At 41.2% G+C, this 25,681-nt stretch carries 24 protein-coding genes; 19 read left to right on the top strand and 5 right to left on the bottom strand.

Annotation, left to right across the window (positions count from 1 at the left end; translation table 11 throughout):
• A partial coding sequence (yfcC, locus tag AB5Z52_RS09350) for a putative basic amino acid antiporter YfcC (protein ID WP_368266888.1) occupies positions 1–1,508 on the top strand: 1,508 nt, incomplete at its 5' end.
• 16 nt (positions 1,509–1,524) lie between these two features.
• Positions 1,525–2,709, top strand: coding sequence for a beta-aspartyl-peptidase (gene iadA / locus AB5Z52_RS09355; protein WP_137264426.1), 1,185 nt, complete (start codon positions 1,525–1,527; stop codon positions 2,707–2,709).
• A 70-nt stretch (positions 2,710–2,779) separates the two neighbouring features.
• Here the strand turns inward: iadA and AB5Z52_RS09360 are convergent, their stop codons facing one another.
• Entirely contained in the window at positions 2,780–3,598 is an 819-nt protein-coding gene (locus AB5Z52_RS09360) for an aldo/keto reductase (protein WP_029486755.1), read from the bottom strand.
• Positions 3,599–3,784: 186 nt separating this feature from the next.
• Here AB5Z52_RS09360 and AB5Z52_RS09365 point away from each other — a divergent pair, with 186 nt between their 5' ends.
• On the top strand, positions 3,785–4,435 hold the full coding sequence (locus tag AB5Z52_RS09365) for a hypothetical protein (protein WP_029486756.1): 651 nt from the start codon (positions 3,785–3,787) through the stop codon (positions 4,433–4,435).
• A gap of 216 nt (positions 4,436–4,651) precedes the next feature.
• Here the strand turns inward: AB5Z52_RS09365 and AB5Z52_RS09370 are convergent, their stop codons facing one another.
• Positions 4,652–5,671, bottom strand: a complete 1,020-nt coding sequence (locus AB5Z52_RS09370; protein ID WP_368243557.1) for a helix-turn-helix domain-containing protein — start codon at positions 5,669–5,671, stop codon at positions 4,652–4,654.
• Complete coding sequence (locus AB5Z52_RS09375) at positions 5,668–5,844, bottom strand: hypothetical protein (RefSeq protein WP_288551679.1); 177 nt, start codon at positions 5,842–5,844, stop codon at positions 5,668–5,670. The genes AB5Z52_RS09370 and AB5Z52_RS09375 overlap by 4 nt, the downstream gene beginning before the upstream one ends.
• 165 nt (positions 5,845–6,009) lie before the next feature.
• Between AB5Z52_RS09375 and AB5Z52_RS09380 the strand changes: the two genes are divergently transcribed.
• The 15 genes from AB5Z52_RS09380 to AB5Z52_RS09450 all read left to right on the top strand — a co-directional run bounded on the left by AB5Z52_RS09380 (position 6,010) and on the right by AB5Z52_RS09450 (position 20,883).
• Positions 6,010–7,464 (top strand): DUF5597 domain-containing protein, encoded by a 1,455-nt coding sequence (locus tag AB5Z52_RS09380; RefSeq protein WP_227760838.1) that lies wholly within the window; start codon positions 6,010–6,012, stop codon positions 7,462–7,464.
• Positions 7,465–7,630: 166 nt separating this feature from the next.
• A complete protein-coding gene (gene hemW / locus AB5Z52_RS09385; RefSeq protein ID WP_005471318.1) occupies positions 7,631–8,806 on the top strand; it encodes a radical SAM family heme chaperone HemW in 1,176 nt (391 codons plus the stop codon).
• Positions 8,807–8,997: 191 nt separating this feature from the next.
• Positions 8,998–10,041 (top strand): heat-inducible transcriptional repressor HrcA, encoded by a 1,044-nt coding sequence (hrcA, locus tag AB5Z52_RS09390; RefSeq protein WP_003126395.1) that lies wholly within the window; start codon positions 8,998–9,000, stop codon positions 10,039–10,041.
• Positions 10,042–10,075: 34 nt separating this feature from the next.
• Entirely contained in the window at positions 10,076–10,642 is a 567-nt protein-coding gene (gene grpE, locus AB5Z52_RS09395) for a nucleotide exchange factor GrpE (RefSeq protein WP_003126396.1), read from the top strand.
• A 37-nt stretch (positions 10,643–10,679) separates the two neighbouring features.
• On the top strand, positions 10,680–12,509 hold the full coding sequence (gene dnaK, locus AB5Z52_RS09400) for a molecular chaperone DnaK (RefSeq protein ID WP_003126397.1): 1,830 nt from the start codon (positions 10,680–10,682) through the stop codon (positions 12,507–12,509).
• A gap of 126 nt (positions 12,510–12,635) precedes the next feature.
• Positions 12,636–13,802 (top strand): molecular chaperone DnaJ, encoded by a 1,167-nt coding sequence (dnaJ, locus tag AB5Z52_RS09405; RefSeq protein ID WP_003126398.1) that lies wholly within the window; start codon positions 12,636–12,638, stop codon positions 13,800–13,802.
• 109 nt (positions 13,803–13,911) lie between these two features.
• Complete coding sequence (locus AB5Z52_RS09410) at positions 13,912–15,021, top strand: glycerol dehydrogenase (RefSeq protein ID WP_003126399.1); 1,110 nt, start codon at positions 13,912–13,914, stop codon at positions 15,019–15,021.
• 404 nt (positions 15,022–15,425) lie between these two features.
• The gene (locus AB5Z52_RS09415) at positions 15,426–16,358 is read left to right on the top strand and encodes a PLP-dependent cysteine synthase family protein (RefSeq protein ID WP_096711058.1); all 933 of its coding nucleotides are present in this window, start codon (positions 15,426–15,428) and stop codon (positions 16,356–16,358) included.
• A 2-nt stretch (positions 16,359–16,360) separates the two neighbouring features.
• Positions 16,361–17,524: a cystathionine gamma-synthase gene (locus AB5Z52_RS09420; RefSeq protein WP_029486761.1), complete on the top strand. Its 1,164-nt coding sequence runs from the start codon at positions 16,361–16,363 to the stop codon at positions 17,522–17,524.
• The gene (locus tag AB5Z52_RS09425) at positions 17,514–18,164 is read left to right on the top strand and encodes a class I SAM-dependent methyltransferase (RefSeq protein ID WP_096711056.1); all 651 of its coding nucleotides are present in this window, start codon (positions 17,514–17,516) and stop codon (positions 18,162–18,164) included. The genes AB5Z52_RS09420 and AB5Z52_RS09425 overlap by 11 nt, the downstream gene beginning before the upstream one ends.
• Positions 18,161–18,616, top strand: a complete 456-nt coding sequence (locus AB5Z52_RS09430; protein ID WP_288551680.1) for an S-ribosylhomocysteine lyase — start codon at positions 18,161–18,163, stop codon at positions 18,614–18,616. The genes AB5Z52_RS09425 and AB5Z52_RS09430 overlap by 4 nt, the downstream gene beginning before the upstream one ends.
• Before the next feature lie 179 nt (positions 18,617–18,795).
• Complete coding sequence (locus tag AB5Z52_RS09435) at positions 18,796–19,260, top strand: RNA polymerase sigma factor (RefSeq protein WP_003126405.1); 465 nt, start codon at positions 18,796–18,798, stop codon at positions 19,258–19,260.
• Positions 19,253–20,278, top strand: coding sequence for a hypothetical protein (locus tag AB5Z52_RS09440; protein WP_137264422.1), 1,026 nt, complete (start codon positions 19,253–19,255; stop codon positions 20,276–20,278). The genes AB5Z52_RS09435 and AB5Z52_RS09440 overlap by 8 nt, the downstream gene beginning before the upstream one ends.
• Positions 20,279–20,281: 3 nt before the next feature.
• Positions 20,282–20,599 carry a hypothetical protein gene (locus AB5Z52_RS09445; protein ID WP_003126407.1) on the top strand — a complete coding sequence of 106 codons (318 nt, stop codon included), beginning with the start codon at positions 20,282–20,284 and terminating at the stop codon, positions 20,597–20,599.
• Positions 20,600–20,616: 17 nt separating this feature from the next.
• Positions 20,617–20,883, top strand: a complete 267-nt coding sequence (locus AB5Z52_RS09450; RefSeq protein WP_081132010.1) for a hypothetical protein — start codon at positions 20,617–20,619, stop codon at positions 20,881–20,883.
• 41 nt (positions 20,884–20,924) lie between these two features.
• On the opposite strand, the gene AB5Z52_RS09455 is transcribed toward AB5Z52_RS09450, so the two are convergent.
• Both AB5Z52_RS09455 and AB5Z52_RS09460 read right to left on the bottom strand, forming a co-directional pair.
• Positions 20,925–21,662 carry an amino acid ABC transporter ATP-binding protein gene (locus tag AB5Z52_RS09455; RefSeq protein ID WP_003126409.1) on the bottom strand — a complete coding sequence of 246 codons (738 nt, stop codon included), beginning with the start codon at positions 21,660–21,662 and terminating at the stop codon, positions 20,925–20,927.
• Positions 21,663–23,819, bottom strand: coding sequence for an amino acid ABC transporter substrate-binding protein/permease (locus tag AB5Z52_RS09460; RefSeq protein WP_288551681.1), 2,157 nt, complete (start codon positions 23,817–23,819; stop codon positions 21,663–21,665). It abuts the gene before it with no gap.
• 273 nt (positions 23,820–24,092) lie between these two features.
• Between AB5Z52_RS09460 and uvrB the strand changes: the two genes are divergently transcribed.
• Positions 24,093–25,681, top strand: a 1,589-nt coding sequence (gene uvrB / locus AB5Z52_RS09465; protein WP_368266890.1) for an excinuclease ABC subunit UvrB, incomplete at its 3' end; no start/stop codon positions are given.

The following is a 25,681-nucleotide window of genomic DNA, read 5'->3' on the forward strand; positions in this document are numbered from 1 at the left end:
CCGATTTTGTCTTCGAGCAGTTAGAGAATTTAGAAGAAAATCCAGCAGAGCTAGAAGAATTGGGTGTCGATCAAGCAGCACTGCAAAGTGTGCTAGACGAAGGGGAGTCGAAACTTGATCAAGAAAAGCTCGATGAGCTCTCCCTAACGGATGATGTTCTTTATGAGTTATATGGAGATAAAATCTATGATACATCAGAAAAACTTCATAAGACAGCAAAGGTTTGGGGAACAGATGATTTTGGCGGTTTTGGTTTCTTGAACTTTGTGTTTGAAGGATTGGTTTCAGGAGATAAATATGGTTCCGCTGTCGGGATCGCTGCGTTGATCTTAGTAGTCGGTGGCGCATTTGGGATCATTATGAAGACCGGAGCGATTGATGCTGGGATTTTTGCCTTTATCAGTAAGACACGAGGATTAGAACGATTGGCTTTACCGCTTTTATTCTTTGCTTTTTCATTTGGAGGAGCAACTTTTGGGATGGCGGAAGAAGTAATTCCTTTTTCTATGGTCATGGTGCCATTTGTGATCGCACTTGGGTATGATTCGATCGTGGCGGTAACGGTCACCTATGTGGCCTCGCAAATCGGAAATGCAACTTCTTGGATGAGTCCGTTTAGTGTGGCGGTTGCGCAAGGGATCGCGGGTATCCCAGTTCTTTCAGGGGCAACTTTCCGAATTATCATGTGGGTAGTCATTACTGGCTTATCAGCTGCATATTTGATGGTGTATGCAGAACGTATTCGTAAGAATCCGGAGAAATCATTGACTTACAAATCGGATGCCTATTTCCGCGACCATATCCAGAAGACATCTGATGAAAACAAGCCGTTTCTTTTGGGGCATAAACTGATTTTGCTTGAAATGCTGGCAGTTTTGATTTGGATCGTCTGGGGAGTAACACAAAAAGGGTACTATATTCCAGAAATTGCTTCACAGTTCTTCGTGATGGGCTTAGGTGCAGGCCTGATTGCTGTGATCTTTAAGTTAGAAGACATGGGCTTGAACGATGTAGCAAGTGCTTTTCAATCAGGTGCAGCTGATTTGGCCGGAACAGCGATTGTTGTTGGGATGGCAAAAGGAATCCTGCTTGTTCTAGGTGGTTCTGATGCCAATGTGCCTTCAGCGTTGAATACGATCCTACACAGCATCGGCGGATTGCTAAGCGGTGTGCCAGCCTTTATCGGTGCTTGGTTCATGTATATTTTCCAAAGCTTATTTAATTTAGTTGTTACTTCGAACTCAGGTCAAGCAGCATTGACAATGCCGATCATGGCGCCATTAGCTGATCTTGTGGGTGTCTCCAGACAGATCGCCGTTTTAGCTTATCAATTAGGTTCCGGATTCATGGATGCATTCACTCCAGTATCTGCCAGTTTGATCGGTGTGCTTGGCGTTGCCCGAATCGAATGGGCAAAATGGGCGAAGTTCCAAATTAAAATGCAAGGATTTCTGTTTGTGTTAGGTACGATCTTTATCTTTATCGCTGTAGCGATTGGTCTGCAATAAGAGAGGAGCTGCGAGAATGAAACTTATTCGTCAAGCGGAAGTTTATGCACCAGAATATTTAGGAAAGAAAGATATTTTAGTGATCAATGACAAAATTGTTGCCATCGAAGATCAAATCAGTGGCGGCTTTGATCAACTAACTGTCGAAGAAATCGATGGTTCTTCATTGATTGCGACACCAGGATTCATCGATTGCCATTTCCATATCTTAGGTGGTGGCGGGGAAGGGGGCTACCAGAACCGAACGCCTGAAGTAACCCTTAGCCAGCTGACAACTGCTGGAGTCACAACGGTTGTCGGCTGTTTAGGAACCGATGGTGTTGGGCGTGATATGGTGGCATTGATCAGCAAAGCCAAAGGTTTAGAAGCGGAAGGAATCTCGACTTATGTCTATGACGGTTCGTATCGATTGCCTCTTGATCCAGTGACGGATTCATTGATCAAGGACTTTTTGACGATCGACAAAGTGATTGGCATTGGTGAAATTGCGGTCTCAGATCACCGTTCTTCACAACCTAGTTTTGAAGAATTTACTCGTGCTGTAGCAGATGCTCGAGTAGGGGGCATGCTCTCAGGAAAAGCAGGGATCACCAATGTGCATTTAGGTGGTGGCAAGCGACAATACGAACTCTTGCTACAAACTGTGAAGGAGACTGAGATCCCTATTAGTCAATTTTTACCGACTCATGCAAATCGGACAAGTGAGTTGTTTGAAGCAAGTATCGCTTTTGCTAAAATGGGCGGTACCATCGATTTTACCGCAAGTGAAGATCCTGATTTTTGGGAAAGAGAAGATGATGAAGTTCGCTTTAGTAAAGGGCTAAAACGTTTGTTAGACGAAGGTATCGGGTTGGATCAATTCACCATGACATCGGATGGTCAAGGAAGTCTGCCTTACTTTGATGAAAACAATCAATTCATTGGGCTTGGGGTAGGCAGTTCCCGAGCTTTAATGGTAGGAATCAAAGAAGCTGTACAAGTAGAACAGATTCCTTTGGAGATTGCATTGCGTGCAATTACTTCTAATCCAGCAAAGATTTTGAAGTTGGCTCAAAAAGGCCGGATCGCTCCTGGAATGGATGCCGATCTTTGCCTGTTGAATCAAGATACGCTAGATGTTGAAACGGTGATCGCTAAAGGAAAAGTGATGGTCGATAAAAAAAACGTGAAAGTCTGGGGAACCTTTGAACAATTAGTATAAAACAATCGTAAAAAGGCTCACCTGCAAGTTGATCATTTTGCAGGTGAGCGATTTTTTGCGTTAGGGACGTTTAGAGTTGATCTAAAAAGGCCATATCTTCATCGGAAATGGTAAAATCAACTTTTGCATTATCCAAAATATATTCTTCGTGAACGGATTTTGGCAATGGTAAAATGTCCTTTTGCAATAGATAACGAATAGATAATTGAGGGATCGAGCGTTGATAGTTCTCGGCAATTTTCTTGATGTCGGCATTATCCAGCAAGCGACCAGTCGCGATTGGTGAATAACCTTCCACTAAAAGGTCGTTGTCTTTACAGAATTGCAGCAACTCTTCATTTGTTTTTCCAATATGATAAATGATTTGATTGACCATTGGTTTCACATCGCAATGGTCAAAAATATTTTGCAGGTCATCTTGGTCAAAATTGGAAACACCAATCGATTTGATCAAACCACTTTGATACGCTTCTTCCAGTGCTTTCCAGACATCAATGTTTTCTTCGAAATATTTTTTTTGCTCCGGATTATCCCGCATGATTTTCCAAGGTCGTGGAGCATGGATCAAAACAAGATCGATATACTCAGTGTCAAGCTCTGCCATTGAGCGTTTGATGCTATCGACAGCTTCTTGAAAAGACTTCAGTTCAGCAGGAATTTTTGTCGTAACGAATATCTCTTCTCGAGGAACACCAGAATCTCGGAGGGCTTTGCCCACAGCCGCTTCGTTTTTATAGGCAGCAGCAGTATCCACATGACGATAGCCGTTTTCAAGAGCAAATTTTGTCGCATGATAGGCATCTTCCGGAGAGGACTGCCAAGTGCCCAATCCGATCTTAGGTATTTTGATTTGATTCTTCAGTGTGAATGTTTCATTCAGTAGACTCATAGTTTCCCAACTTTCTATTTTTTTAAAAGCGTTTTCCTATCTATTACTTTAACCCGAGTAGCCTATAAGAAGTCAAGAGAAATGATTCTATTTAAATAAAAAAAAGATCACTCGAGAGATAAATTGACATTTTCACAAGATATTGATAAATTGAACCAAATAATCTTTTCAGAAAGTGGGACGATCATGAATTTTGTAAAAGATGACTTTGCCTATTATCGGCGATCTTTTGAACAAATGTATCGCAGTTATTTCCAACGAAGAATGATTGTTGTTGGAATCGCTCTTTTGATTATTTGTGCTTATCTAGCGCTGATCCAAGAGGGATTTCTACTAAATTTGTTTTTGATTGCTGTTTTGCTCGTGTTGTTTGCTTGGCTTTATCTACGTTGGCAAGAAGTCGATCAAATAATTGCTGAATTTGAACAAGAAAATAGCGAACCGATCATTTATCAAATCGTAGAATTTGAAGATTATTATGCTGCCAAAAATAAAAACGGGCAGCAAGTGCGAATCAAGAAAAACGGCAATCGGAATTTTCCGTCTGCTAATAAAACGTACACGTTGATGGCAGGATTCAAAAAAGCATTTTTCCCTAAACAACCTCTTTTTATCTTTTACTATGATATGTTGGAGAATACTTATGATGAAGCCTATCGCATTAGAAGAAATGGACAAACTACTTTTAGCAAATGGTCCCGTTACTTTAGTTTCCGCTCGTTTCGTGCCTCCATTGGAAATGGCTTCCGCTTTATTTTAGGTAACCTGTTTTTCTTGTTTTTGATCTATCGATTGATTCGTTATCTGATTTCGCTCTTGCGGATGTTTATTCAATGATAGGAAAACGTATAGCCTGAAGAGCTTTTTTTCTCACTATAGCATGCGAAGGTCAGACCTAGTTAAATAAGTCGTTGTTAGCAAAAAATTACTGTGAGCAGTAGTTAACCCAAAACATGAGTCTTTTAAGGAGTGGAGAAATCCACTCCTTTTTTTATGGAGGGCAGAAAAAGACGGTTAACAACCTTGTTTAGAGAGAGTTTATAAGTTGATCCATCAACTATCAGTTGAACAAAAGACACTTGAGAAATAGTTTTTGCGATATTCTTTAGGAGAAATGATCGCAAATTGCTTGAATACTTGGATAAAGTGGCTTTGATTCGAAAAATGAAGCAATGCAGCTATTTCTTTATAGCTATAATCAGTAAACACTAACAAATGCTTTGCTTCCGCTACTTTCTGCTGATTGATATAGGTGTGGATCGTTTGGCCTACATGTTTTTTGAATTCTGTGCTCAGATGGGTGGGGTGTTTTTCAGTAAATTCAGCCAAATCGTTTAATGTAATTTTATCGTAAATATGCGTATCAATGTAATTGATGAGACTTCTGATCAAAAAACTTTTCTGGGTAGGAAATGCATGAATCAACCTCATGAAATGATAAGTACTTTCCTGAATATGGGTCAAACATTCCTGAACGTCATAAATATTTTGTAGTTTTTGGAGTAGTGTATCGGATAACCCATAGGCTTGACTCACCGGAACGCCTTCATTGATACTGACCCGAGTTAGAATGGTAATCAATCCTGAATACTTGTATTTCAAACTTTCTAGCTTGTTGTTTGCTAGTTCGACGCTGTAGGTGCTGCTCATTTTATGGAATAGCCAAAGAATTTTTTCGGGTTGATTTCGGCGTACAGCCTCTACGTAACGTTTCTCAAATTCAAACGAGTCCAAATAAGGATCCTCTAACCGTCGTTGATAAAGATTTTCTTCTAATAGGGTGGACGTATTGGAATTTGCTTGTTTCTCTGGAACGCTCCAACGAAACTTGTTGGCATCAGGGATGGCTCTTTTTAGGATCGTGTAAAACAATTCAACGAAAGCGACAAAAGATTCTCGACTTTCTTTCGAGTAATGGACCCCAGCAATGTAATCATATCCTTGAAAAGGAAATGATCTTTTGTTAGTACCTAATATCCCGCAAGGTCCAATCAGCACATTGCCAATTGAAGAATCTGGTAGATCACAAGTAAAGCTGCTGAAAAAAAAGTCATCTCCTTCAAAAAACGTCACCACATCCAATTCAGTCGATTGGCTGGTAAGGAAAAATGTTCCGCCACTTGTTTATCAGTTATGAAGGAATTACGAGGAATCACCACTTGCTGTTTTTCATCGAAGATAAATAAAGGAATCAAATATTTATCGTAGAGTTTTTTCACAATTGATTCTAGTGCTGCTCGATTCATCAAAAACCTCATTTCTGTTTTTTTAGTATGAATTCTCTTTTTTTAGTATACCTTATTTTAGAAGATTCCTATAATAGAATTACGACTAAAAACGCTTGCAACTACCTGAGAGGGATAGTCGATCAAAACGTGACTATCTGTCTGAGAAGAAAAAGGAGGACAATGATGAAACAACGACAGCATTCTCAAAAATTGATACTAGGAGGAGAAGTCCATAACTCCACTGCTTCCTCTATCGCTTACATGGAGGAAAAAGTATGGGACAAGATTGACAAAGTTGCGATCAATACCCTTTTGATACCTATTTATTGGGAGCTGATCGAACCACAGCCTAATCAGTTTGATTTTTCATTAATTGATTCCCATTTGGAAAATGCCGCTGAGAAGAAAATCGATGTGATTTTTTTGTGGTTTGGCCTTTGGAAGAATGGCTTATCCACGTATGTTCCTGAATGGATCAAAACGGATCCCAAATATTTTCGCATAGAGGATAGCGACGGAAACAAGATGAATAGTTATAGTCCGCTATGTCAAGATGTGATAGCACAGGCTCATTCAGCCTTTGCCGCCATCTGCGACTACTTGGGAAGCCATCCTTTGCGGGCCTTTATCAGAATGGTGCAGATTGAAAACGAGATTGGTAGTCTTGGCACTAGTCGTGATCATTCGTCAGCAGCAGAAAAAGTCTATCAGATGGCGTTGCCGCAAGAAATCAGAAACCTCTATCCTGGAGCTAAACAATGGTCAGAAGTACCCTTTGGGGATGAAGTGTTTATGGCATATCATTATGCCGCAGCAATCCAAGACTATGCAAAGATTGCAAGAAAACGTTTAGCGTTGCCGTTATTTACGAATGTATGGCTCAAAAAGCCAGACAGGCGGCCGGGAGAATATCCTAGTGGTGGCGCTGTATCCACCACTTGGCAAGTTTGGAAAGTTATTGCCTCTCAGTTGGATTTTATTGCCCCAGATATTTACGAAGAAGAAATCAAACCGATCATCGCGGAATACGGGAATGATCAGCCGTTGTTAATTCCGGAAACCCGAATTGACAAAAGATATATTTCGAATCTATTTTATGCTTTTGGTCAAGGAGCAATCGGCTATTCACCTTTTGGTATCGAAGATCTTCTAACGGATGATACTAGTCAGGATTACCGCTTTTTATCCCAGTTAGGATTAGCGAAAGACGCCTTTGATTCTTCCGATACACTGCCTCATTTAAACCAAGGGTATCGAATCATCGCCGCCCTTGAGCCACTGTTGCAAGATCAGGAAGCTCAAATCTTCTCATTTAAAAAAGAAGGGGCTCAGAACCAAATTGTGTATGAAAATGGTCAGGATCGCTGGGCAGTCAAATTATTTTCTCGAGACAAAATGATCAATTCCGCAGGTCTGATCATTAAACACAAAGAATATTACTATCTCACCGGTGCTAATTTCGCATTGGATCTGCAAGCGCAGCAGGGTTCTAATCCTTTAGGTATCCTTTCTTTAGAAGAGGGGGGGCTACAAGATGGGCAATGGCGGACAAATCGTCGCCTGAATGGGGATGAAGCCTATTTCCCATTTATCGGTGAAGATTTTAAAATTTTGCGCATGCGATTGTATTCTTATTAACGGATAGCAGTGAGATCTGCTTCTAACTACTTTTAATGCAGAGGCGTTTCGAGATAATCTTACTTATGATAGAATGGGGAGCGGATATACCTCGGATCAGGTTCATTTGCTGCGAGCCGTATTTGTGCAGTTGAACGTTGATTTGATCTCTGAAAGGAATAAAAATATGCAAACCATGAATAAGATTCCAATCAATACACTTCCCACCAGTACTTCTGCCTATATTCACATCCCATTCTGTGAACATATTTGTTATTACTGTGACTTTAATAAAGTTTTTTTAGAAGGGCAACCGGTTGATGAATACATCGAGTGTTTGCTGAAAGAAATCGCTCTAACGGTGAGCAAACAACCAATCACTACTTGTGAGACGATTTATATTGGCGGCGGAACGCCGACTTCCCTTTCGGCTGCGCAGCTAGACCTTCTGATTACAGGCATACATGAATTACTGCCCACGCAAACGACCAAAGAATTTACGGTAGAGGCCAATCCTGGGGATTTAACGGAAGATAAATTGCTAGTTTTGAAAAATCTGGGCATTGATCGGTTGTCGATGGGGGTGCAGACTTTTGATAACCGCTTGTTAAAGAAAATCGGCCGCAAGCACACGGCAGAGGATGTCTATCAAACGATTCGGTTGTTAGATAAACATGATTTTCAAAATATTACGATCGATCTGATTTATGCTTTACCTGGACAAACGATGGAAAGTTTTCGAGATACGCTAACACGAGCGATTGATTTGGGTTTGCCTCACTATGCTATGTATTCACTGATTTTAGAGAACAAAACGATGTTCATGAATTGGGTTAGGCAAGGGAAAATGGAGTTGCCTTCTCAGGAATCTGAGACACAAATGTTTGAAGAAGCCATCACTGCAATGGCTAAAGCTGGCTTATCGCAATATGAGATCAGTAATTTTTCCCGGCCAGGATATGAGTCTAAGCACAATCTTGTTTATTGGAATAATGAACATTATTACGGATTTGGCGCAGGAGCGAGTGGTTATATCGGACAGACGAGATACAAAAACTTTGGACCGATCCAGCACTATCTGCGTCCATTGAGGGAAGATCAACTGCCGATCCATGAAACAGAATCGTTAACGACCAGCAATCAAATGGAAGAAGAAATGTTTCTTGGATTACGGAAGAAACAAGGTGTATCGAAAACAGCCTTTTCAAATAAATTTGCCTGTTCTTTTGATTCGATCTATGGCAATGTCGTTGAAGAACTTTCTAAAAATGGCTGGTTAGTCTCAGAAGGAGACCGCGTTTATTTAACAAAGTCTGGGATGTTTATCGGCAATGATGTATTTGAAAAATTTTTATTAAGTTAAGAATAACCAAGAAGATCGAGCTGTTTTCGATCTTCTTTTTTTGGAGCTAATTGACAATGAAGTGGATTAGCACTCTCTCTATAAGAGTGCTAAAAATCTGTGTCAAATTCTTGACATTCGTAGGAAATATGGTATATTAATAATCGTGTTAGCACTTAATGTGAAAGAGTGCTAACGGAGGAGTGGATAAGATGTTGACACAACGACAACAAACTATTTTACACCTCATCATCCAAAATTATACGGATACTGGTCAGCCTACGGGCTCCAAACGATTGATGGAGGATGGGGTTGAAGCAAGTTCGGCTACCATCCGCAATGAGATGAAGGCCTTAGAAGAAGCGGGTCTCTTATTGAAGACACATTCCTCTTCTGGACGTGTTCCTTCAATGGCCGGCTACCGCTATTACGTTGATCACTTATTAAGACCATCAAAAGTCAATCAAAATGAGATCAAAGCAATTCGCCATTCCTTGGGGAAAGAATTTCATGAAATCAATGAAATCATTCAGCAATCTGCTACGATCCTATCCAATCTTACGAGCTATACCGCATTATCGTTAGGACCGGATGTCAAAGAACGGAAATTGACTGGCTTTCGGATCGTACCTTTGAATGCACGACAAATTATTGCTATCATTGTTACGGATAAAGGCAATGTTGAAAATCAGATTTTTTCATTACCTTCATCGATGGATAGCAGCGACTTAGAAAAGATGGTTCGGATTATCAATGAAAAATTAGTGGGTGAACCGCTCATGACGGTCTATCATCGATTGCGAACAGAGATTCCGATGATTTTGCACAAGTATTTTCAAACAACAGAAGGAATCATTGATTTATTCGATGATATGTTGAGTCATCTCTTTGAAGAGAAAATTTACGTCGGCGGACGGATGAATCTATTAGATTTTGAACCAAGTCAAGATGTTCGTCAGTTTAAGTCGATGTACTCTTTCATGAAAAATGCAGAAGAACTCACACAATTATTGGCACCGAGAGACTCCACGATTCAGATCCGCATTGGTCAGGAACTAGGGAATGAATTACTCCAAAATATGAGTTTGATTCAAGCAAGCTATGACATTGAAGGTCATGGCCAAGGGACGATTGCTTTATTAGGTCCTTCTAGTATGCCTTATTCGCGAATGTTTGGACTGATGGATGCCTTTCGTCGAGAATTAGCAATGACATTGGCTGATTACTATCGCACACTAGATGCAAACAGTGAATGATCAAATAAGTGAATTATAGAAGGGATGGTAGCAAGTGTCAGAAAAAGAAGAACAGGTAGAAAAAGATCTTGAGACAACTGAAGAGCCTCTGACAGAACCGTCAGAAGAAGAAATCGATGCAGCTGGTCTATCAGAAGCAGAAGTAGAAAAAAGCGAGATCGACAGTTTAAAAGAAAAAAACAATGAACTAGAAGACCAATTTCTGCGCGCACGGGCCGAAATCGCTAATATTACAGCAAGAAACCGTAATGAACGTGAATTGTTGCAAAAATACCGTTCGCAAGATTTGGGCAAAAAATTATTGCCAGCGATCGATAATTTGGAACGCGCTATGGCAGCAAATGTGGAAGAAGACCAAGCGGCTAACTTGAAAAAAGGTGTCGAAATGGTGTTGGAAAGTTTGCGTCAAGCGTTGAAAGAAGAAGGAATCGAAGAAATTCCTGCTGAAGGAGAAACTTTCGATCCCAATCTTCATCAAGCGGTACAGACCGTACCTGCGACAGAAGATGTGCCTGCGGATACGATCGTCACAGTATTGCAAAAGGGCTATAAGCTGCATGATCGTGTCTTGCGTGCAAGTATGGTTATCGTAGCACAATAAATAAAAAGAACGATGAATGAAAAGGAGCGTATTACTTATGAGTAAAATTATCGGTATTGACTTAGGTACAACTAATTCAGCTGTTGCTGTCCTAGAAGGCGGCGAAGCAAAAATCATCACCAATCCAGAAGGAAATCGTACAACACCATCTGTTGTTTCATTTAAAAACGGCGAGATCCAAGTAGGGGAAGTTGCTAAACGTCAAGCAGTTACGAACCCTAACACGATTTCATCAATCAAACGTCATATGGGTGAAGCTGGCTATAAAGTAGAAGTTGAAGGGAAATCATACACTCCTCAAGAAATCTCTGCAATGGTCCTACAATATATCAAAGGATTTGCTGAAGATTATCTAGGAGAAAAAGTAGACAAAGCAGTTATCACTGTTCCTGCTTACTTCAATGATGCACAACGTCAAGCAACAAAAGATGCTGGTAAAATTGCCGGATTAGAAGTAGAACGAATCGTCAACGAACCAACAGCAGCAGCTTTAGCTTATGGATTAGACAAAACAGACAAAGACGAAAAAATCCTAGTCTTCGACCTTGGTGGGGGTACATTTGACGTATCGATCCTTGAATTAGGGGATGGCGTATTCGATGTGTTGTCTACTGCTGGGGACAACAATCTAGGTGGAGATGACTTTGATAACAAGATTATCGATCACATGGTTGCAGAATTCAAAAAAGAAAATGGCATTGATTTAGGTAAAGACAAAATGGCATTGCAACGTCTGAAAGATGCTGCTGAAAAAGCGAAAAAAGACCTTTCAGGTGTGACAAGTACACAAATCAGCTTGCCATTTATTACAGCTGGCGATGCTGGTCCATTGCACTTAGAAATGACATTGACACGGGCAAAATTTGATGAATTAACCGCTGATTTAGTCGAACGGACAAAAGTTCCTGTACGTCAAGCGCTAAAAGATGCTGGTCTTTCACAATCTGAAATCGATGAAGTGATCTTAGTCGGTGGATCAACTCGGATTCCTGCAGTCGTCGAAGCAGTTCGCAAAGAAACCAATAAAGAACCAAACAAATCAGTGAACCCAGATGAAGTAGTAGCAATGGGTGCTGCGATTCAAGGTGGCGTGATCACTGGTGATGTGAAAGATGTCGTTTTACTTGATGTCACACCATTATCATTGGGTATCGAAACAATGGGCGGCGTCTTTACGAAGTTGATCGATCGCAATACGACGATCCCAACAAGCAAATCACAAGTCTTCTCAACAGCTGCAGACAATCAACCTGCTGTAGACATCCATGTCCTACAAGGCGAACGTCCAATGGCTGCTGACAACAAGACATTAGGAAGATTCCAATTAACGGAAATTCCACCAGCACCTCGAGGAATTCCACAAATCGAAGTAACATTTGATATTGATAAAAATGGTATCGTAAATGTATCTGCAAAAGATTTAGGAACTCAAAAAGAACAAAAAATCACGATCAAATCTTCTTCAGGTCTAACCGATGAAGAAATTGAACGGATGGTTAAAGATGCGGAAGCAAATGCGGAAGCAGACAAACAACGTAAAGAAGAAGTTGATTTGCGTAATGATGTCGACGCATTACTATTCACTGTTGACAAAACATTGAAAGAGCTTGAAGGCAAGGTAGATGCCGATGAAGTGAAGAAAGCGGAAGAAGCTCGTGATGAGTTAAAAGCTGCTGTCGATGCAAACAATATCGAAGAAATGAAAACAAAACGCGATGCATTGAATGAAATCGTACAAAACTTGACAGTGAAGTTGTATGAGCAAGCTGCACAACAACAAGCACAAGAAAATCCAGAAGCTGCACAAGGCGGCGCAGACGATGTGGTAGACGCCGATTTTGAAGAAGTAGACGGCGACGATAAATAATCGCTGTTTGTGAAACAGCCAAAGTCACCACTTTGGCTTTTTCTTATGAATTTCTGAAACGTATTTTTCTGAAGCAAATTATATGCTAAAATACGAGGGACGCAAGAAAATAGTGGAGGGAAGCCAATGGCAGACAAAAGAGATTATTATGAGGTCTTAGGTCTACAAAAAGGGGCTTCGGATGACGAAATAAAAAAAGCATATCGGAAGCTTTCCAAAAAGTATCATCCAGACATCAATAAAGAACCTGATGCAGAAGCAAAATTCAAAGAAATTTCTGAAGCATATGAAATACTGAGCGATCCTCAAAAACGAGCTGCTTACGATCAATATGGTCACGCGGGAACTGATCCGAACTACGGTGGTGGTTATGGCGGCGGCTTTGGCGGCTTTAACGGCGGGGGATTCTCCGGTGGCGGCTTTGGTGGATTTGAAGACATCTTTGAATCATTCTTTGGCGGCGGTGGCAGAACGGCAAATCCAAATGCTCCGCGACAAGGAGCTGATTTGCAATATGCTGTGGATCTTTCTTTCGAAGAAGCGATTTTTGGTGTGGAAAAAAATATTCAGTATAACCGCGAAGAAACCTGTCATACTTGTGGCGGTAATGGCGCAAAACCAGGAACACAACCTGAAACCTGTCATAAATGTCATGGCTCAGGTACGATCAATGTGGAACGTCAAACACCTCTTGGTCGTGTCATGAGCCGTCAAACCTGTGATGTATGTCACGGTACAGGGAAAGAAATCAAAGAACCTTGTATGACTTGTCATGGCACAGGACACGAAAAGAAAAAACATAGCGTCAAAGTCAATGTACCCGCTGGCGTGGAAGATGGTCAACAAATGCGCCTATCCGGTCAAGGAGAAGCTGGCAGCAATGGCGGACCTTATGGAGACCTGTATGTCGTTTTCCGTGTTGAGGAAAGTGATATCTTCGATCGTGATGGATCCGAAATTTATTACGAATTACCATTGAACTTTGTTCAAGCAGCTTTAGGTGACGAGGTCAATGTTCCGACTGTTCACGGAAATGTCAAATTGAAGATTCCTGCTGGTACCCAGACGGGCACGAATTTCCGTCTAAGAGGCAAAGGTGCACCAAAATTACGTGGCAATGGCAATGGTGACCAACAAGTCAAAGTTAAGTTGATCACACCAAAGAATTTGAATGAAGAACAAAAAGAAGCGTTACGGGCTTATGCAAAAGCAAGCGGCCATGTAACCAATGAGCAACAACCTGAAGGATTTTTTGATAAAATGAAAGATGCCTTTGGTGGTAAGAAAAAATAAAAAGCGGAGCCTGAAGAAAACCACTTTTTCAGGCTGCGCTTTTACTAGTGTTTGTGAAAATTTTAACAATGTCGGGAATTGGTATAAAAAACTGAAAGTAGGAGAGTTCATGGAAAAAATATTTGTTAGTCCGCAGCGCTACATTCAAGGAGAAAACGTATTAAAAAAAGGCTTGCACTATATTAGCTCATTAGGAGATAAATTATTACTAATAACCGATCCATTTGTTTGGAGGATTGCTGGCGAAGAACTGGCAAGCGATTTAGCCCATCTAGGAATCGAAGTAACCTTAGCAAATTTCAGCGGTGAATCCTCCAATGCAGAAATCAGACGTATTGCAAAAGAAGCAGAAAGAGCAGAAGCGGCAGCAGTTGTTGCTCTTGGTGGCGGAAAGGTGATCGATACCGGTAAAGCAGTGGCCCATCATTTGAAGCGAGCGGTTGCTGTCGTACCAACAGTTGCCTCAACAGATGCCCCTACCTCCTCCATCTCGGTTCTTTATTCGAAAGAAGGGAAATTTGAACAGTATAGTTATTATCCGAAGAATCCAGAACTGGTCTTGGTTGATACAACTCTGTTAGCCAAGGCCCCTGCAAAATTATTAACTTTCGGCATCGCCGATGGATTGGCGACGTATGTTGAAGCCAGAGCAGTAGCTAAAAGCGGCGCTCAGAATCTTGTAGGAGGACGGCCGACTTTAGCAGCTATGGCAATTGCTGAGAAATGTGAAGCAGTGCTGTTTGCCAATGGGGTCGCTGCCTATAAGGCCAATCAGCAGCAACAGGTAACAGCCGCTTTCGATCAAGTAGTGGAGGCGAATACACTTTTGAGCGGACTAGGATTTGAAAGTGGAGGACTAGCAGCAGCTCATGCGATCCATAATGGGTTGACAGCCGCTACTGGGAAGTTCCACCAACTTTCTCACGGAGAAAAAATTGCCTATACGACGTTGATGCAATTGCTGTTGGAACAAGATACAAACGAGTTGGAACGTTATATTGTTTTATATCAAGCTCTGGGGTTACCAACAACGTTAGCAGAAATGCAGATGGACTCACTTAACGATCAGGAATTACTAGCAATCGGTATTCAAGCCACTCTCCCTAATGAAACGATCCATCGAATGCCCTTTAAGATCACAGCAGAAGAGGTAGCAAATGCATTTCAGGCTGTCGATGCATATGTCACCAAAAATTTTTCACAAAGAAAAAAAGATTGACTTCTATTTTTTCCCATGCTATTTTGTTTACAAGCTTAAAAAGGAGGGGACGTAGACATGACAAACAACAACTTTGCATTGGTATGTTGTTGTATGGTGCTAAAAAGCAGCATACTGATTTGTCATGCCTATTAATCGTTCCCTCATCTGGATAAATCACTCTAAGAGTCTCTTTCGTTGGGAAAGAGTCCTAGAGTCATTCTCTAAGAGGTACTGATTGAATAGTCAGTGCCTCTTTTTGTTTGCTTTGATTTACCTTGCAAAGATCTGTAAACAAAGACAGATCATGCCTTTTTAAGCAGGTGATCACCTAGGAATGACCAATTGTAAAACGCAGTGCCTCTGATTTGCTGCAGCACTTTAGCGGACTGACAACAAAAATTTCATTGAAAAGAAGGTTGCCCATGATCGTATCAGATATTAAAGAATTAATTGGTAAGACACCGATTTTTCAGTTTTTAGCCACTGACTACGGCGGAGAAAGCCAAAGCCGGATCTATGCGAAATTAGAATACTTAAACCCTGGAGGTAGTATCAAAGACCGATTAGGCAGTTATTTGATCTCAGAAGCAGTTGCTGCTGGAAGAATAACGAAAGACACAACCGTGATTGAACCCACCGCTGGCAATACTGGGATTGGCTTAGCTTTAGCCGGTTTGGCATATGGATTAGACATGCTTTTTGTGATTCCAGAGACATTCAGTCAAGAAAAGCAACAACTAATCAAAGCCTTAGGAGCACGAATCATTCACTCGCCTAGTCAAGAAGGCATGCAAGGGGCAATCAGGAAAGCCAAATTTCTTGCTGATCAATTGCCAAACTCTTTTTTGCCGCTACAGTTTGAAAATGAACAAAATCCGGCTGCCTATTATCGAACACTAGGTCCGGAAATCGTTCAAGAAATTCCTGAGAGAATTGACAGTTTTGTAGCAGGAGTGGGGAGTGGCGGGACTTTCGCCGGGACAGGTGCGTATTTAAAGTCGATAGATTCTACTATACGTTTGATTGCTGTGGAACCAGAGGGATCGATCTTGAATGGCGGGCCTGCTCATGAACATGCGATCGAGGGGATAGGCGTTGAAGAGAGGCCGATCTTTTTTAAGAGTCTTATGCCAGACAGCATTGAGACTATCAGTGATCCAGAGGGATTTTATTATACCCGGTTGCTGGCAGCCCGTCATGGTCTATTGGTAGGCAGTTCCAGCGGTGCAGCATTTGCAGCCGCTATCCGAGAAAGCAAGCGACTGCCAAAGGGAAGCACGATCGTCACTATCTTTCCTGACAGTGGAGATCGCTACTTGTCAAAAAATATTTATGGTCAACTAGAGGAGGCATAAACATGGAATTTCGCACAAAATTGATTCATGCTGGGATCAGTCAAGATCAAGAAACGGGGGCTGTCAGTGTACCTATCTATCAAACGTCTACCTACAAGCAAGTAGCTGTGGGACAGCCAAAACAATATGAGTACTCTCGTTCGGGCAATCCTACACGGTTTGCATTAGAAGAACTGATTGCTGAACTGGAAGAAGGCATACGTGGGTTTGCTTTTGCTTCAGGTTTAGCAGCAACCCATACTATTTTTTCTTTATTTCAGTCCGGAGACCATATTTTGTTGGGAGATGATGTCTATGGAGGCACCTTTCGACTGCTTCAGAAAATCTTCAAAAAGAATGGATTGACGTATACATTGGTCAAGACTGATGATCCCCAAGCGATTCAGCGGATTGCCGCAGCGATTCGGCCAGAAACAAGAGGAATCTTTCTGGAGACGCCTACTAATCCTTTGTTGAAAATCACAGATATTCAACAAGTTGCCACGATTGCTAAGAAAAAGGATCTCTTGACCATCGTTGATAACACATTTGCGACACCTTATTTTCAGCGTCCACTGGCATTAGGTGCCGATATTGTCATTCATAGTGCAACGAAATATCTGGGGGGCCATAGTGATGTCGTTGCTGGGTTAGTCGTAACCAATCAAGCGGAACTAGCTGAGCAAATTGGTTTTCTGCAAAATGCTATAGGTGGTGTGTTAGGGCCTCATGACAGCTGGCTAGTTCAGCGGAGCATCAAAACATTGGCTTTGAGGATGGAAGCCCATCAAGCCAATGCACTAAAAATCGCCACATTGCTTCAAGAACATGCAGCTGTAGCTAGAGTTTATTATCCGGGGTTATCAAGCCATAAAGGACATGAGATCGCCAAAAAACAAATGTCTGGTTTTAGCGGGATGATTTCATTTGAATTAAAAGCCGAAAACCGAGTAGCTGCGTTTGTTGAATCGCTAACTATTTTTACACTAGCTGAAAGCTTAGGTGGCGTTGAAAGTTTAGTTGAAGTTCCTGCGGTCATGACGCATGCTTCAATTCCACCTTCAATCAGAGAAAAAGCGGGAATCAAAGATGGCTTGATCCGTTTGTCTATTGGCATTGAAGACGCTGCCGATTTATGGACGGACTTAAAGCAAGGATTAGAAAGGGTGCTGGAAGATGGGGCGTGAATTCATTCCGATTTTTTCTGAGTGGGCCAAGCAATATGACGAGACCGTCAAAGGGAAGGATGAAGAATATCGGGAGGTTTTTCTTCATTATCCAGAATTGTTAGCAAATATTGCTGAAAAAGCAGGAGATTCTGTGATAGAATTTGGTAGTGGTACGGGAAATTTGACGTTGGAGTTGATTCGAAGAAAGAAAACAGTGTTCGCGATCGAGCCATCGGCTGCGATGCGTCAAGTAGCTGAGGCAAGGCCGGAGTTGTCACAGGTAACTTTTATTGATGGAGATATGGAACAATTTCCACAGATCAATTTTCCAATCGATACGATCGTTTCTAGTTATGTCTTTCATCACTTGAATGAAACAGAGAAACAGCGAGTGATTAAAAGATATAAAGCGCTGCTTTCTGAAGGCGGAAAAGTCATTATAGGGGATACGATGTTTTTATCCCCTGAGCATAAAGAAAGCATCCTAAGACAGGCAATCAAAGCCAATCACTTACGATTAGCAGCGGATCTGCAACGAGAATACTACCCATTGATACCAGATATTGAAACCTATTTTCGAGCCAATGGTTTTACCAGTCGCTTTAAACAAATCAATGCTTTTGTTTGGCTCGTCGAAGCGAGAGGAGAAAAAGAATGAAAATGAACGTGGAAAGCTTTAATCTAGATCATACGAAAGTCAAGGCACCTTATGTACGGGTCGCTGACAAAAAACAAGGAACAAAAGATACGATTATCAAATATGATGTTCGATTGAAACAACCGAATCAAGCACATATGGAGATGGCTAGCCTCCACTCATTAGAGCACTTGACCGCAGAATTGATTCGTAATCATGCCGATTACATTGTTGACTGGTCTCCGATGGGCTGTCAAACAGGATTTTATCTAACGGTTTTAAATCATGAAGATTATGATGAAATTTTAAATGTGTTAGAAAAAACGATGGAAGATGTGTTGAAAGCGACAGAAGTTCCAGCTAGTAACGAAGTCCAATGCGGCTGGGCAGCCAACCATACCTTAGAAGGCGCCCAACAATTGGCAAGGGAGTTTTTAGCCGAACGGGAGAACTGGTCAACCGTCTTTGCTTAAATCCATTCTAAAAAGCTGTAAGCCACACGAAACATTTCAGCGTGGTTTACAGCTTTTTTTGTTTTGTTACGTAGAAAGAACCTTCTGAATACGTTAGTACCAGTGATATACTATTCTTACTATAATATTTTTTTGCAACTTTTTTGTTGTTCACTCGTCTATATAAGTAAGGAGGGGTAGTGTTGGAGGAGATTTATCAGATCTATTACGAGAAAATTCAGCACTACTTTCAAAAAAGAGTGGGGGATGAGTATCAAGCAGAGGATTTAACGCAAGATGTATTTGTTAAAGTTTTTTTGGCTTTGCCAAAGACAAAGCCAGATGACTTTGAGAGGTGGCTCTTTACGATTGCTAAGTTTACACTATATGATTTTTACCGTCGTAAGCGGTATCTTTTGGTAGCGGAAGAAGTCGATACTTTGATGCAGGAGATTCCTATCGAAGACCAAGATAGTCTTGAAAAAGAAGAAGCGCTCCGTCATGTGAATCAATTGCCTAACAAATTAAGGCATCCTTTGATATTGGCGATTCGCGGCTATAGCTATCAAGAAATAGCAGAAATATTAAATCTAACGTTAAGTACAGTGAAATCTCGTGTTTTTCAAGCGAGAAAACAAGTGAAAAGCAGGTGGTCACATGGATAAAAAACAGTACCAGCGATTACAAAAGTCAGTGGATCGTACAAAGAAAAGCATGGTACTCCAAATGATCTATAGCGTGTTGTTTTGGGGGATGGTAGTGCTTGTTTTATGCTACTTTTTACCATTAGCCTATTATCGTGCAACCGGAAATGACCGCGAGGATTATCAATCGATTCCTTCGACGATGAATGCTCCATATTCGGAAGATGCGCTTAAGAATGATACGTTAGAGAAGTACCGCTACTATTGGTATGAGATGGGACAGCGAAACCTCCATTACGATCCTATCAATCGGCAATCTCTGCTTGCATTTTTGGGGAAAGAGGACGTTTATCCGGTCATTTCTCGTTTAGGAAATCAGAAGACGGTCGCGTACACAGTCGAAAATCGCTATATTTTTGATCAGGCAGTTCAGACAATTGTTTCCAGCGATACGCTGACCGCATTTGCTCCCTCTGCAACACTATATGAGCCAGGCAATGCGGTTTCGACCTATGACTCCTTTCTCGCCTATTTACGTTCACTCGGCGAGTACAAGCAGGCTGAAATTTCTATTACTTTAAAAAATCCTCAAATTCCTAGTGAGCTAAGGGAAAAACTGGCTGATTTGTCTGTTCAACATTATAGTATTGATTATCATTCAGGCAATATTTTTGGTTATTCAGATGAAATGGTTCGTCAGACAACAGGAAATGATTATGATCGGCAAGTAACAGAAAGCGTCACGCAAGGACTGGTTTTTTTGGAAAAATATTATCCGAGTTTTGGGGATCTAGGCTGGGATAGTCCTGACAATCTCCATTTTACCAATGATCTTACCAATCAAATCAATTTCTATGATTTCGGCGACATTCTAAATTATGTCAAAGATAATGGTGTGAAAGTAAGTGCCGTTCATGTATCGGCCTCTTGCACTGAATTAGCTCGATGGTTAGCGGAGAATCGGTCGCTTGTCATGAGAGTCCAGCTGCAGCAGCTCTCAGATATCATGGTCCAAGATGTAATCACGGAAGGAGAATGAGTATTGTTGAAAAAAATTCCATTTAGCAAACTATTCCGTTGGTTTGCAAAAGGGTATTCATTGGTGTTTTTGTCTTGTTATGTTTTCAGTCGTTTCATTCTTTTTCGTTTCAGTTCTTTTAGGTTAAGCACAGGGAGTGATCAACTAACAACCAGAACCTATTCAAGTAATTTGATTGGCTTATTGTTTGAACCGACTATTTTATTGCTGATCATTGGCGGTTTGCTGTATCTTGCTTGGAAAGAAAAACACTGGATCAGAGAATTGATGTATCCAGTTGTTGTTTTGTTATTAATAGTCATTGGAACAATTCTTTATTGATCAAAGGAGGGTATGGGATGAGTTTTTTTAAGGAAATAAAGGAGCAGCGGCAGCAAAAGAAAGAAGCGAAGAAACAAGAATTGCGTAAAAAGAACGCTGAATTAAGGAAACAAGGAAAAGATCCGCTGAAAGGCTGGGGGCAAATGATGGATACTGGTGCTGGGGGATTCAACAAAGCCAATCCAATCGATACAAAAGTTTATTTTGGTGAAAAGCAGAAACGAATCGCTTTAGAAGCACAGCACAAAAAGCAGCAACGAGAAACTAAAATGTCAGATGAATAACAAAATCCGCAGAAAACGACCAAGTTTTCTGCGGATTTTGTTTAGATATTCAAGACTTTGTCTAAAAAGTCTTTGGTCCGTTCGTTTTTCGGACTAGTGAAAATTTGTTCTGGTGTGCCGTCTTCTAGGAAATTTCCGCCATCGATAAACATGACGCGATTGGCTACTTCTTTAGCAAAACCCATCTCATGGGTAACGATAACCATCGTCATGCCTTGTTTTGCCAATTTTTTCATAACATTCAAAACATCACCGACCATTTCAGGGTCCAACGCAGATGTAGGTTCATCAAACAGCATAACATCAGGATTCATAGCTAATGCACGGGCGATGGCTACCCGTTGTTTTTGACCACCAGATAGATTGTCTGGATACATGTCTTTTTTGTCAGCCAAACCCACTGTGTCCAGCAATTGAATGGCTTTTGATTCAGCTTCATTACGAGACATCTTTTTTAAATCCATCGGTGCTAAGATAATATTCTCTAGTACAGAGAGATGAGGAAACAGATTGAAATGTTGAAAAACCATGCCTATGTGTTGACGGACGGCATTGATATTGGTGTTTTTATCCATTAGATGAGCACCATCGATAATGATATCACCACTAGTAGGTTCTTCTAAACGGTTCAAGCAACGCAGGAAAGTAGATTTTCCTGAGCCAGAAGGACCGATAACACAAACGACTTCGCCTTCTTGGATCGAGACATTGATATCATTTAAAACAGTGTTATCCCCATATTTTTTTACAAGATTTTCGACTAAGATTTTTTCCTTCATTTATTTCACCTTCTTTTCTAAAACTTTAGCAAGTTTTGTTAAGGCTGTGATAACAATTAGATACATGACAGCAACGATTAGATAAACATAGGTACTTTGTGTGGTTCTTGCGACAATGATCTTACCAGTTTGCAGCAGCTCCACAACACCAATAACCGAAATGATTGTCGTATCTTTCAGCGAGATAACGAATTGATTGACGAAAGATGGGATCATGATCTTGATGGCTTGCGGCAAAATGATTTTTTGCATGGTTCGGGTATAGGTCAATCCCAAACTGCGGGAAGCTTCCATTTGGCCTACAGGAACAGCTTTGATCCCTCCGCGAACGATCTCTGCGATATACGCACTAGCGTTCAGTGTCAAAGTGATGACTCCTGCAGCAAAGTCGGGGATTGTAATCCCAATTGCATCCGAAAGGCCAAAGAAAATGAAGAAAGCTAACACCATCATTGGTATCCCGCGAATAATATCGACATAGATACCGGCGAAGATACGCAAAGCTCGGATTGGGGACACGCTGAAGAGTCCCAAGATGATCCCAATGATCAACGCTAAAGCAAAGGAGATCAATGCAAGCAGCAGGGTATTCCATAAACCTTTTAGCAAAACTTTGTAATTGTTTTTGATTAAACCAGCGACTGTTGATTCATCGGCTTTCTTTTCTGTAGCCGAACCGTCTTTGATATAACGGCCGACGATTTCATCGTATTCGCCAGTTCGTTTCATTTCTTTTAACGCTTCATTGAACATTTGGATCAATTCAGGATTTTGGCCTTTTTTGACGGCAAACCCATATTGTCCGCCCACTTCTTTCTCAATCGGCGTACTTAGTTTTTGTCCTTGACTGATGGCGTAGCCAATGACTGGGTAATCATCCATCATGGCGTCGATCTGACCGCCACTGACTGCAGCATAAAGTTGATCAGCTGCGTCATAATACTTAATGGTATAGCCGTATTTGTCTTCATTTTCAATCAAGAAGTCTGCACTCTCGGTACCAACTTTAGCACCAACTGTTTTTCCTTCTAAATCTTCATAAGACTTGATACTATCGTTTCCTTCTTTGACCGCAATTTGAATACCACTTTCAAAGTAGGAGTCTGAGAAGTCATACGCTTTTTTGCGTTCATCATTGATACTCATCCCAGCAATCATACCATCCGCTTGATTCCCATCTAACGCTTGTAGCGCTCCTGAGAAACCAATGAAATTAAACTCAATGTTGAATCCTTGTATTTCCGCCGCTCTAGTTAAGAGATCAACATCGATTCCGACATATTCATTGTCTTCATTTTGAAACTCGAAAGGTGCGAATGCAGAGTCACTTGAGATTCGATAGACGTCTTTTTTCGGTTCAACTTTAACCATTTCACTTGCTTCATCAGAAGTGCTTTCTGATGAAGCAATATAAGTAGCAATGATTTCGTCGTATTTACCACTGGATTTCAACTCTTTTAGACCAGCGTTGAATTTAGCCAGTAATTCAGAATTTTGGCCTTTTTTGACTGCGAACCCGTAAGATGCCCCTTTTTCAGGCTCACCCACAAGTTTCATAGCTTCACCATTACTAATCGCATAACCTAAGACTGGATAGTCATCAAAGATGGCCACAACTGTTCCATTGCGAACGGCACCATAAAGCCCGCTAGCATCATCATAGTTTTTGATAGAGTAGCCATATTTTTTTTGATTGGTTTCTAGAAAACGAGCACTCTCGGTACCAACTTTAGCGCCAACTGTTTTATCTTTCAAATCAGCGTAAGTTTTGATATCTTGGTTGTCTTTTGCGACAGCCATCTGAATCCCACTGTCGAAGTAAGGATCTGAAAAATCAAAGGTTTCTTTCCGTTCGTCTGTAATACTCATCCCAGCGATCATCCCATCAAGTTGATTGGATTGGACGCCCTGTAACGAGGAATCAAAGCCTAATGGGCGCAAATCAACAGCAAAGCCTTGATCTTCAGCAATAGCATTTAACAGATCAATGTCGATCCCTACATACTCATTTTTTTCGTTTTGAAATTCGAAAGGAGCAAATGTCAGGTCTGTTCCGATTTTATACGTTGTTTCTGCTGCACTGACTGGCTTGTTCGCAAAAGCGAAAAAGCAGAAAATCACTGAAAACAGTGCACAAAACATATATTTTCTTTTCAAGAAAATTCCCCCTTTTGATTTTAACGTATTTTTAGATTATAGGTATTTTTGTAAAAACACACAAGTCTTTCGGTCAATATTTGCAAAAAACAGCGCTATTTCTGACATTGGGTGTTAGAAAAACTGACATCTTAAGCAAAGTTAAACTAGCAGAATAAAAAGTACAAAAGATGGCGAAAGTATGTTCGCTATGGTATACTATTCTATGGAAAAGCGTCAGCTTTCTTTTTGTTTCACGGACGCTTCGCAAATATAAATACAGGGGGAATGAAGATGATCGAAAGAACGACTTCCCATGAATTTGAATTAATCTCAAAATATCAGCCGGCAGGAGATCAGCCAGAAGCCATCCATCAATTGGTCGATGGCGTCGTTGGGGGCAAGAAGGCGCAGATTTTGTTGGGGGCAACTGGAACAGGGAAAACCTATACTGTTTCAAACTTGATCAAAGAGGTCAATAAGCCAACACTGATTATCGCACACAACAAAACATTGGCGGGTCAATTATACGGTGAGTTCAAGGAATTCTTTCCTAATAATGCAGTAGAATATTTTGTCAGCTATTATGACTATTATCAACCAGAAGCATATGTACCTTCCAGTGATACTTACATTGAGAAAGATTCAAGTATCAATGATGAGATCGACAAGCTGCGGCACTCGGCGACCAGTTCATTACTGGAACGCAACGATGTGATCGTGGTTGCTTCAGTCTCTTGTATTTTTGGTTTGGGTTCACCAATCGAATATGCAAAGCAAGTGGTTTCTTTACGAGTAGGAATGGAAAAACCGCGGGATCAACTACTGAAAGAAATGATCGACATACAATTTGAACGCAATGATATCGATTTCCAACGGGGACGCTTTCGTGTTCGAGGAGATGTGGTAGAAATTTTTCCGGCATCGCGGGACGAGCGGGCATTACGCATCGAGTTTTTTGGCGATGAGATCGATCGAATTCGAGAAGTGGATGCGTTGACTGGGGAGATTTTAGGGGAAACAGAACACGTTTCTATTTTCCCAGCTACTCACTTTGTGACCAACGAAGACCATATGGAACATGCTATCGCTTCGATACAAAAAGAACTCGAAGATCGATTAGCTGTTCTTCGAAGTGAGAACAAATTATTGGAAGCACAACGTTTAGAGCAACGCACCAATTATGATATCGAAATGTTGCGGGAAATGGGCTACACATCCGGGATCGAAAACTATTCACGACACATGGATGGGCGCAAAGAAGGCGAACCACCTTACACGTTGCTGGACTTCTTTCCTGATGATTTCCTGATCGTGATTGACGAGTCTCACGTAACGATGCCCCAGATTCGTGGGATGTACAACGGCGACCGTGCCCGCAAACAAATGCTGGTGGATTATGGCTTTCGTTTACCGTCTGCGTTAGATAACCGGCCGTTACGTTTAGAAGAATTTGAAGAACATGTGAATCAGATCGTTTATGTCTCAGCAACGCCGGGACCTTACGAGCATGAACAAACGGATACCGTTATCCAACAGATCATTCGTCCAACAGGGTTATTGGATCCAGTAGTAGAGGTTCGCCCGATCATGGGGCAAATTGATGATCTTGTAGGAGAAATCAATGAGCGGGTAGAAAAAGATCAACGGGTCTTTGTTACCACATTGACGAAAAAAATGGCAGAGGATCTGACCGATTATTTTAAAGAGTTAGGAATCAAAGTCAAATATCTTCACAGTGACGTCAAGACACTTGAGCGGACAGAGATCATTCGCGATTTGCGGCTTGGTGAATTTGATGTATTAGTCGGGATCAATCTGCTTCGAGAAGGGATCGACGTTCCTGAAGTTTCTCTCGTAGCGATCTTAGATGCGGATAAAGA

The sequence above is a fragment of the Enterococcus sp. RTP21361st1_A6_RTP21361_211029 genome (assembly GCF_040910045.1).
Classification (GTDB): Bacteria; Bacillota; Bacilli; order Lactobacillales; family Enterococcaceae; genus Enterococcus_D; species Enterococcus_D gallinarum.

Bases quoted from the DNA above. Each gene is read 5' to 3' on its own strand.
- AB5Z52_RS09375 (WP_288551679.1), bottom strand. From the start codon at position 5,844: ATGAATCGAGCAGCACTAGAATCAATTGTGAAAAAACTCTACGATAAA.
- AB5Z52_RS09360 (WP_029486755.1), bottom strand. From the start codon at position 3,598: ATGAGTCTACTGAATGAAACATTCACACTGAAGAATCAAATCAAAATA.
- AB5Z52_RS09415 (WP_096711058.1), top strand. From the start codon at position 15,426: ATGATCGTATCAGATATTAAAGAATTAATTGGTAAGACACCGATTTTT.
- AB5Z52_RS09410 (WP_003126399.1), top strand. From the start codon at position 13,912: ATGGAAAAAATATTTGTTAGTCCGCAGCGCTACATTCAAGGAGAAAAC.
- hrcA (WP_003126395.1), top strand. From the start codon at position 8,998: ATGTTGACACAACGACAACAAACTATTTTACACCTCATCATCCAAAAT.
- dnaJ (WP_003126398.1), top strand. From the start codon at position 12,636: ATGGCAGACAAAAGAGATTATTATGAGGTCTTAGGTCTACAAAAAGGG.
- iadA (WP_137264426.1), top strand. From the start codon at position 1,525: ATGAAACTTATTCGTCAAGCGGAAGTTTATGCACCAGAATATTTAGGA.
- hemW (WP_005471318.1), top strand. From the start codon at position 7,631: ATGCAAACCATGAATAAGATTCCAATCAATACACTTCCCACCAGTACT.
- AB5Z52_RS09455 (WP_003126409.1), bottom strand. From the start codon at position 21,662: ATGAAGGAAAAAATCTTAGTCGAAAATCTTGTAAAAAAATATGGGGAT.
- AB5Z52_RS09420 (WP_029486761.1), top strand. From the start codon at position 16,361: ATGGAATTTCGCACAAAATTGATTCATGCTGGGATCAGTCAAGATCAA.
- AB5Z52_RS09450 (WP_081132010.1), top strand. From the start codon at position 20,617: ATGAGTTTTTTTAAGGAAATAAAGGAGCAGCGGCAGCAAAAGAAAGAA.
- AB5Z52_RS09440 (WP_137264422.1), top strand. From the start codon at position 19,253: ATGGATAAAAAACAGTACCAGCGATTACAAAAGTCAGTGGATCGTACA.
- AB5Z52_RS09430 (WP_288551680.1), top strand. From the start codon at position 18,161: ATGAAAATGAACGTGGAAAGCTTTAATCTAGATCATACGAAAGTCAAG.
- dnaK (WP_003126397.1), top strand. From the start codon at position 10,680: ATGAGTAAAATTATCGGTATTGACTTAGGTACAACTAATTCAGCTGTT.
- AB5Z52_RS09365 (WP_029486756.1), top strand. From the start codon at position 3,785: ATGAATTTTGTAAAAGATGACTTTGCCTATTATCGGCGATCTTTTGAA.
- AB5Z52_RS09380 (WP_227760838.1), top strand. From the start codon at position 6,010: ATGAAACAACGACAGCATTCTCAAAAATTGATACTAGGAGGAGAAGTC.
- AB5Z52_RS09425 (WP_096711056.1), top strand. From the start codon at position 17,514: ATGGGGCGTGAATTCATTCCGATTTTTTCTGAGTGGGCCAAGCAATAT.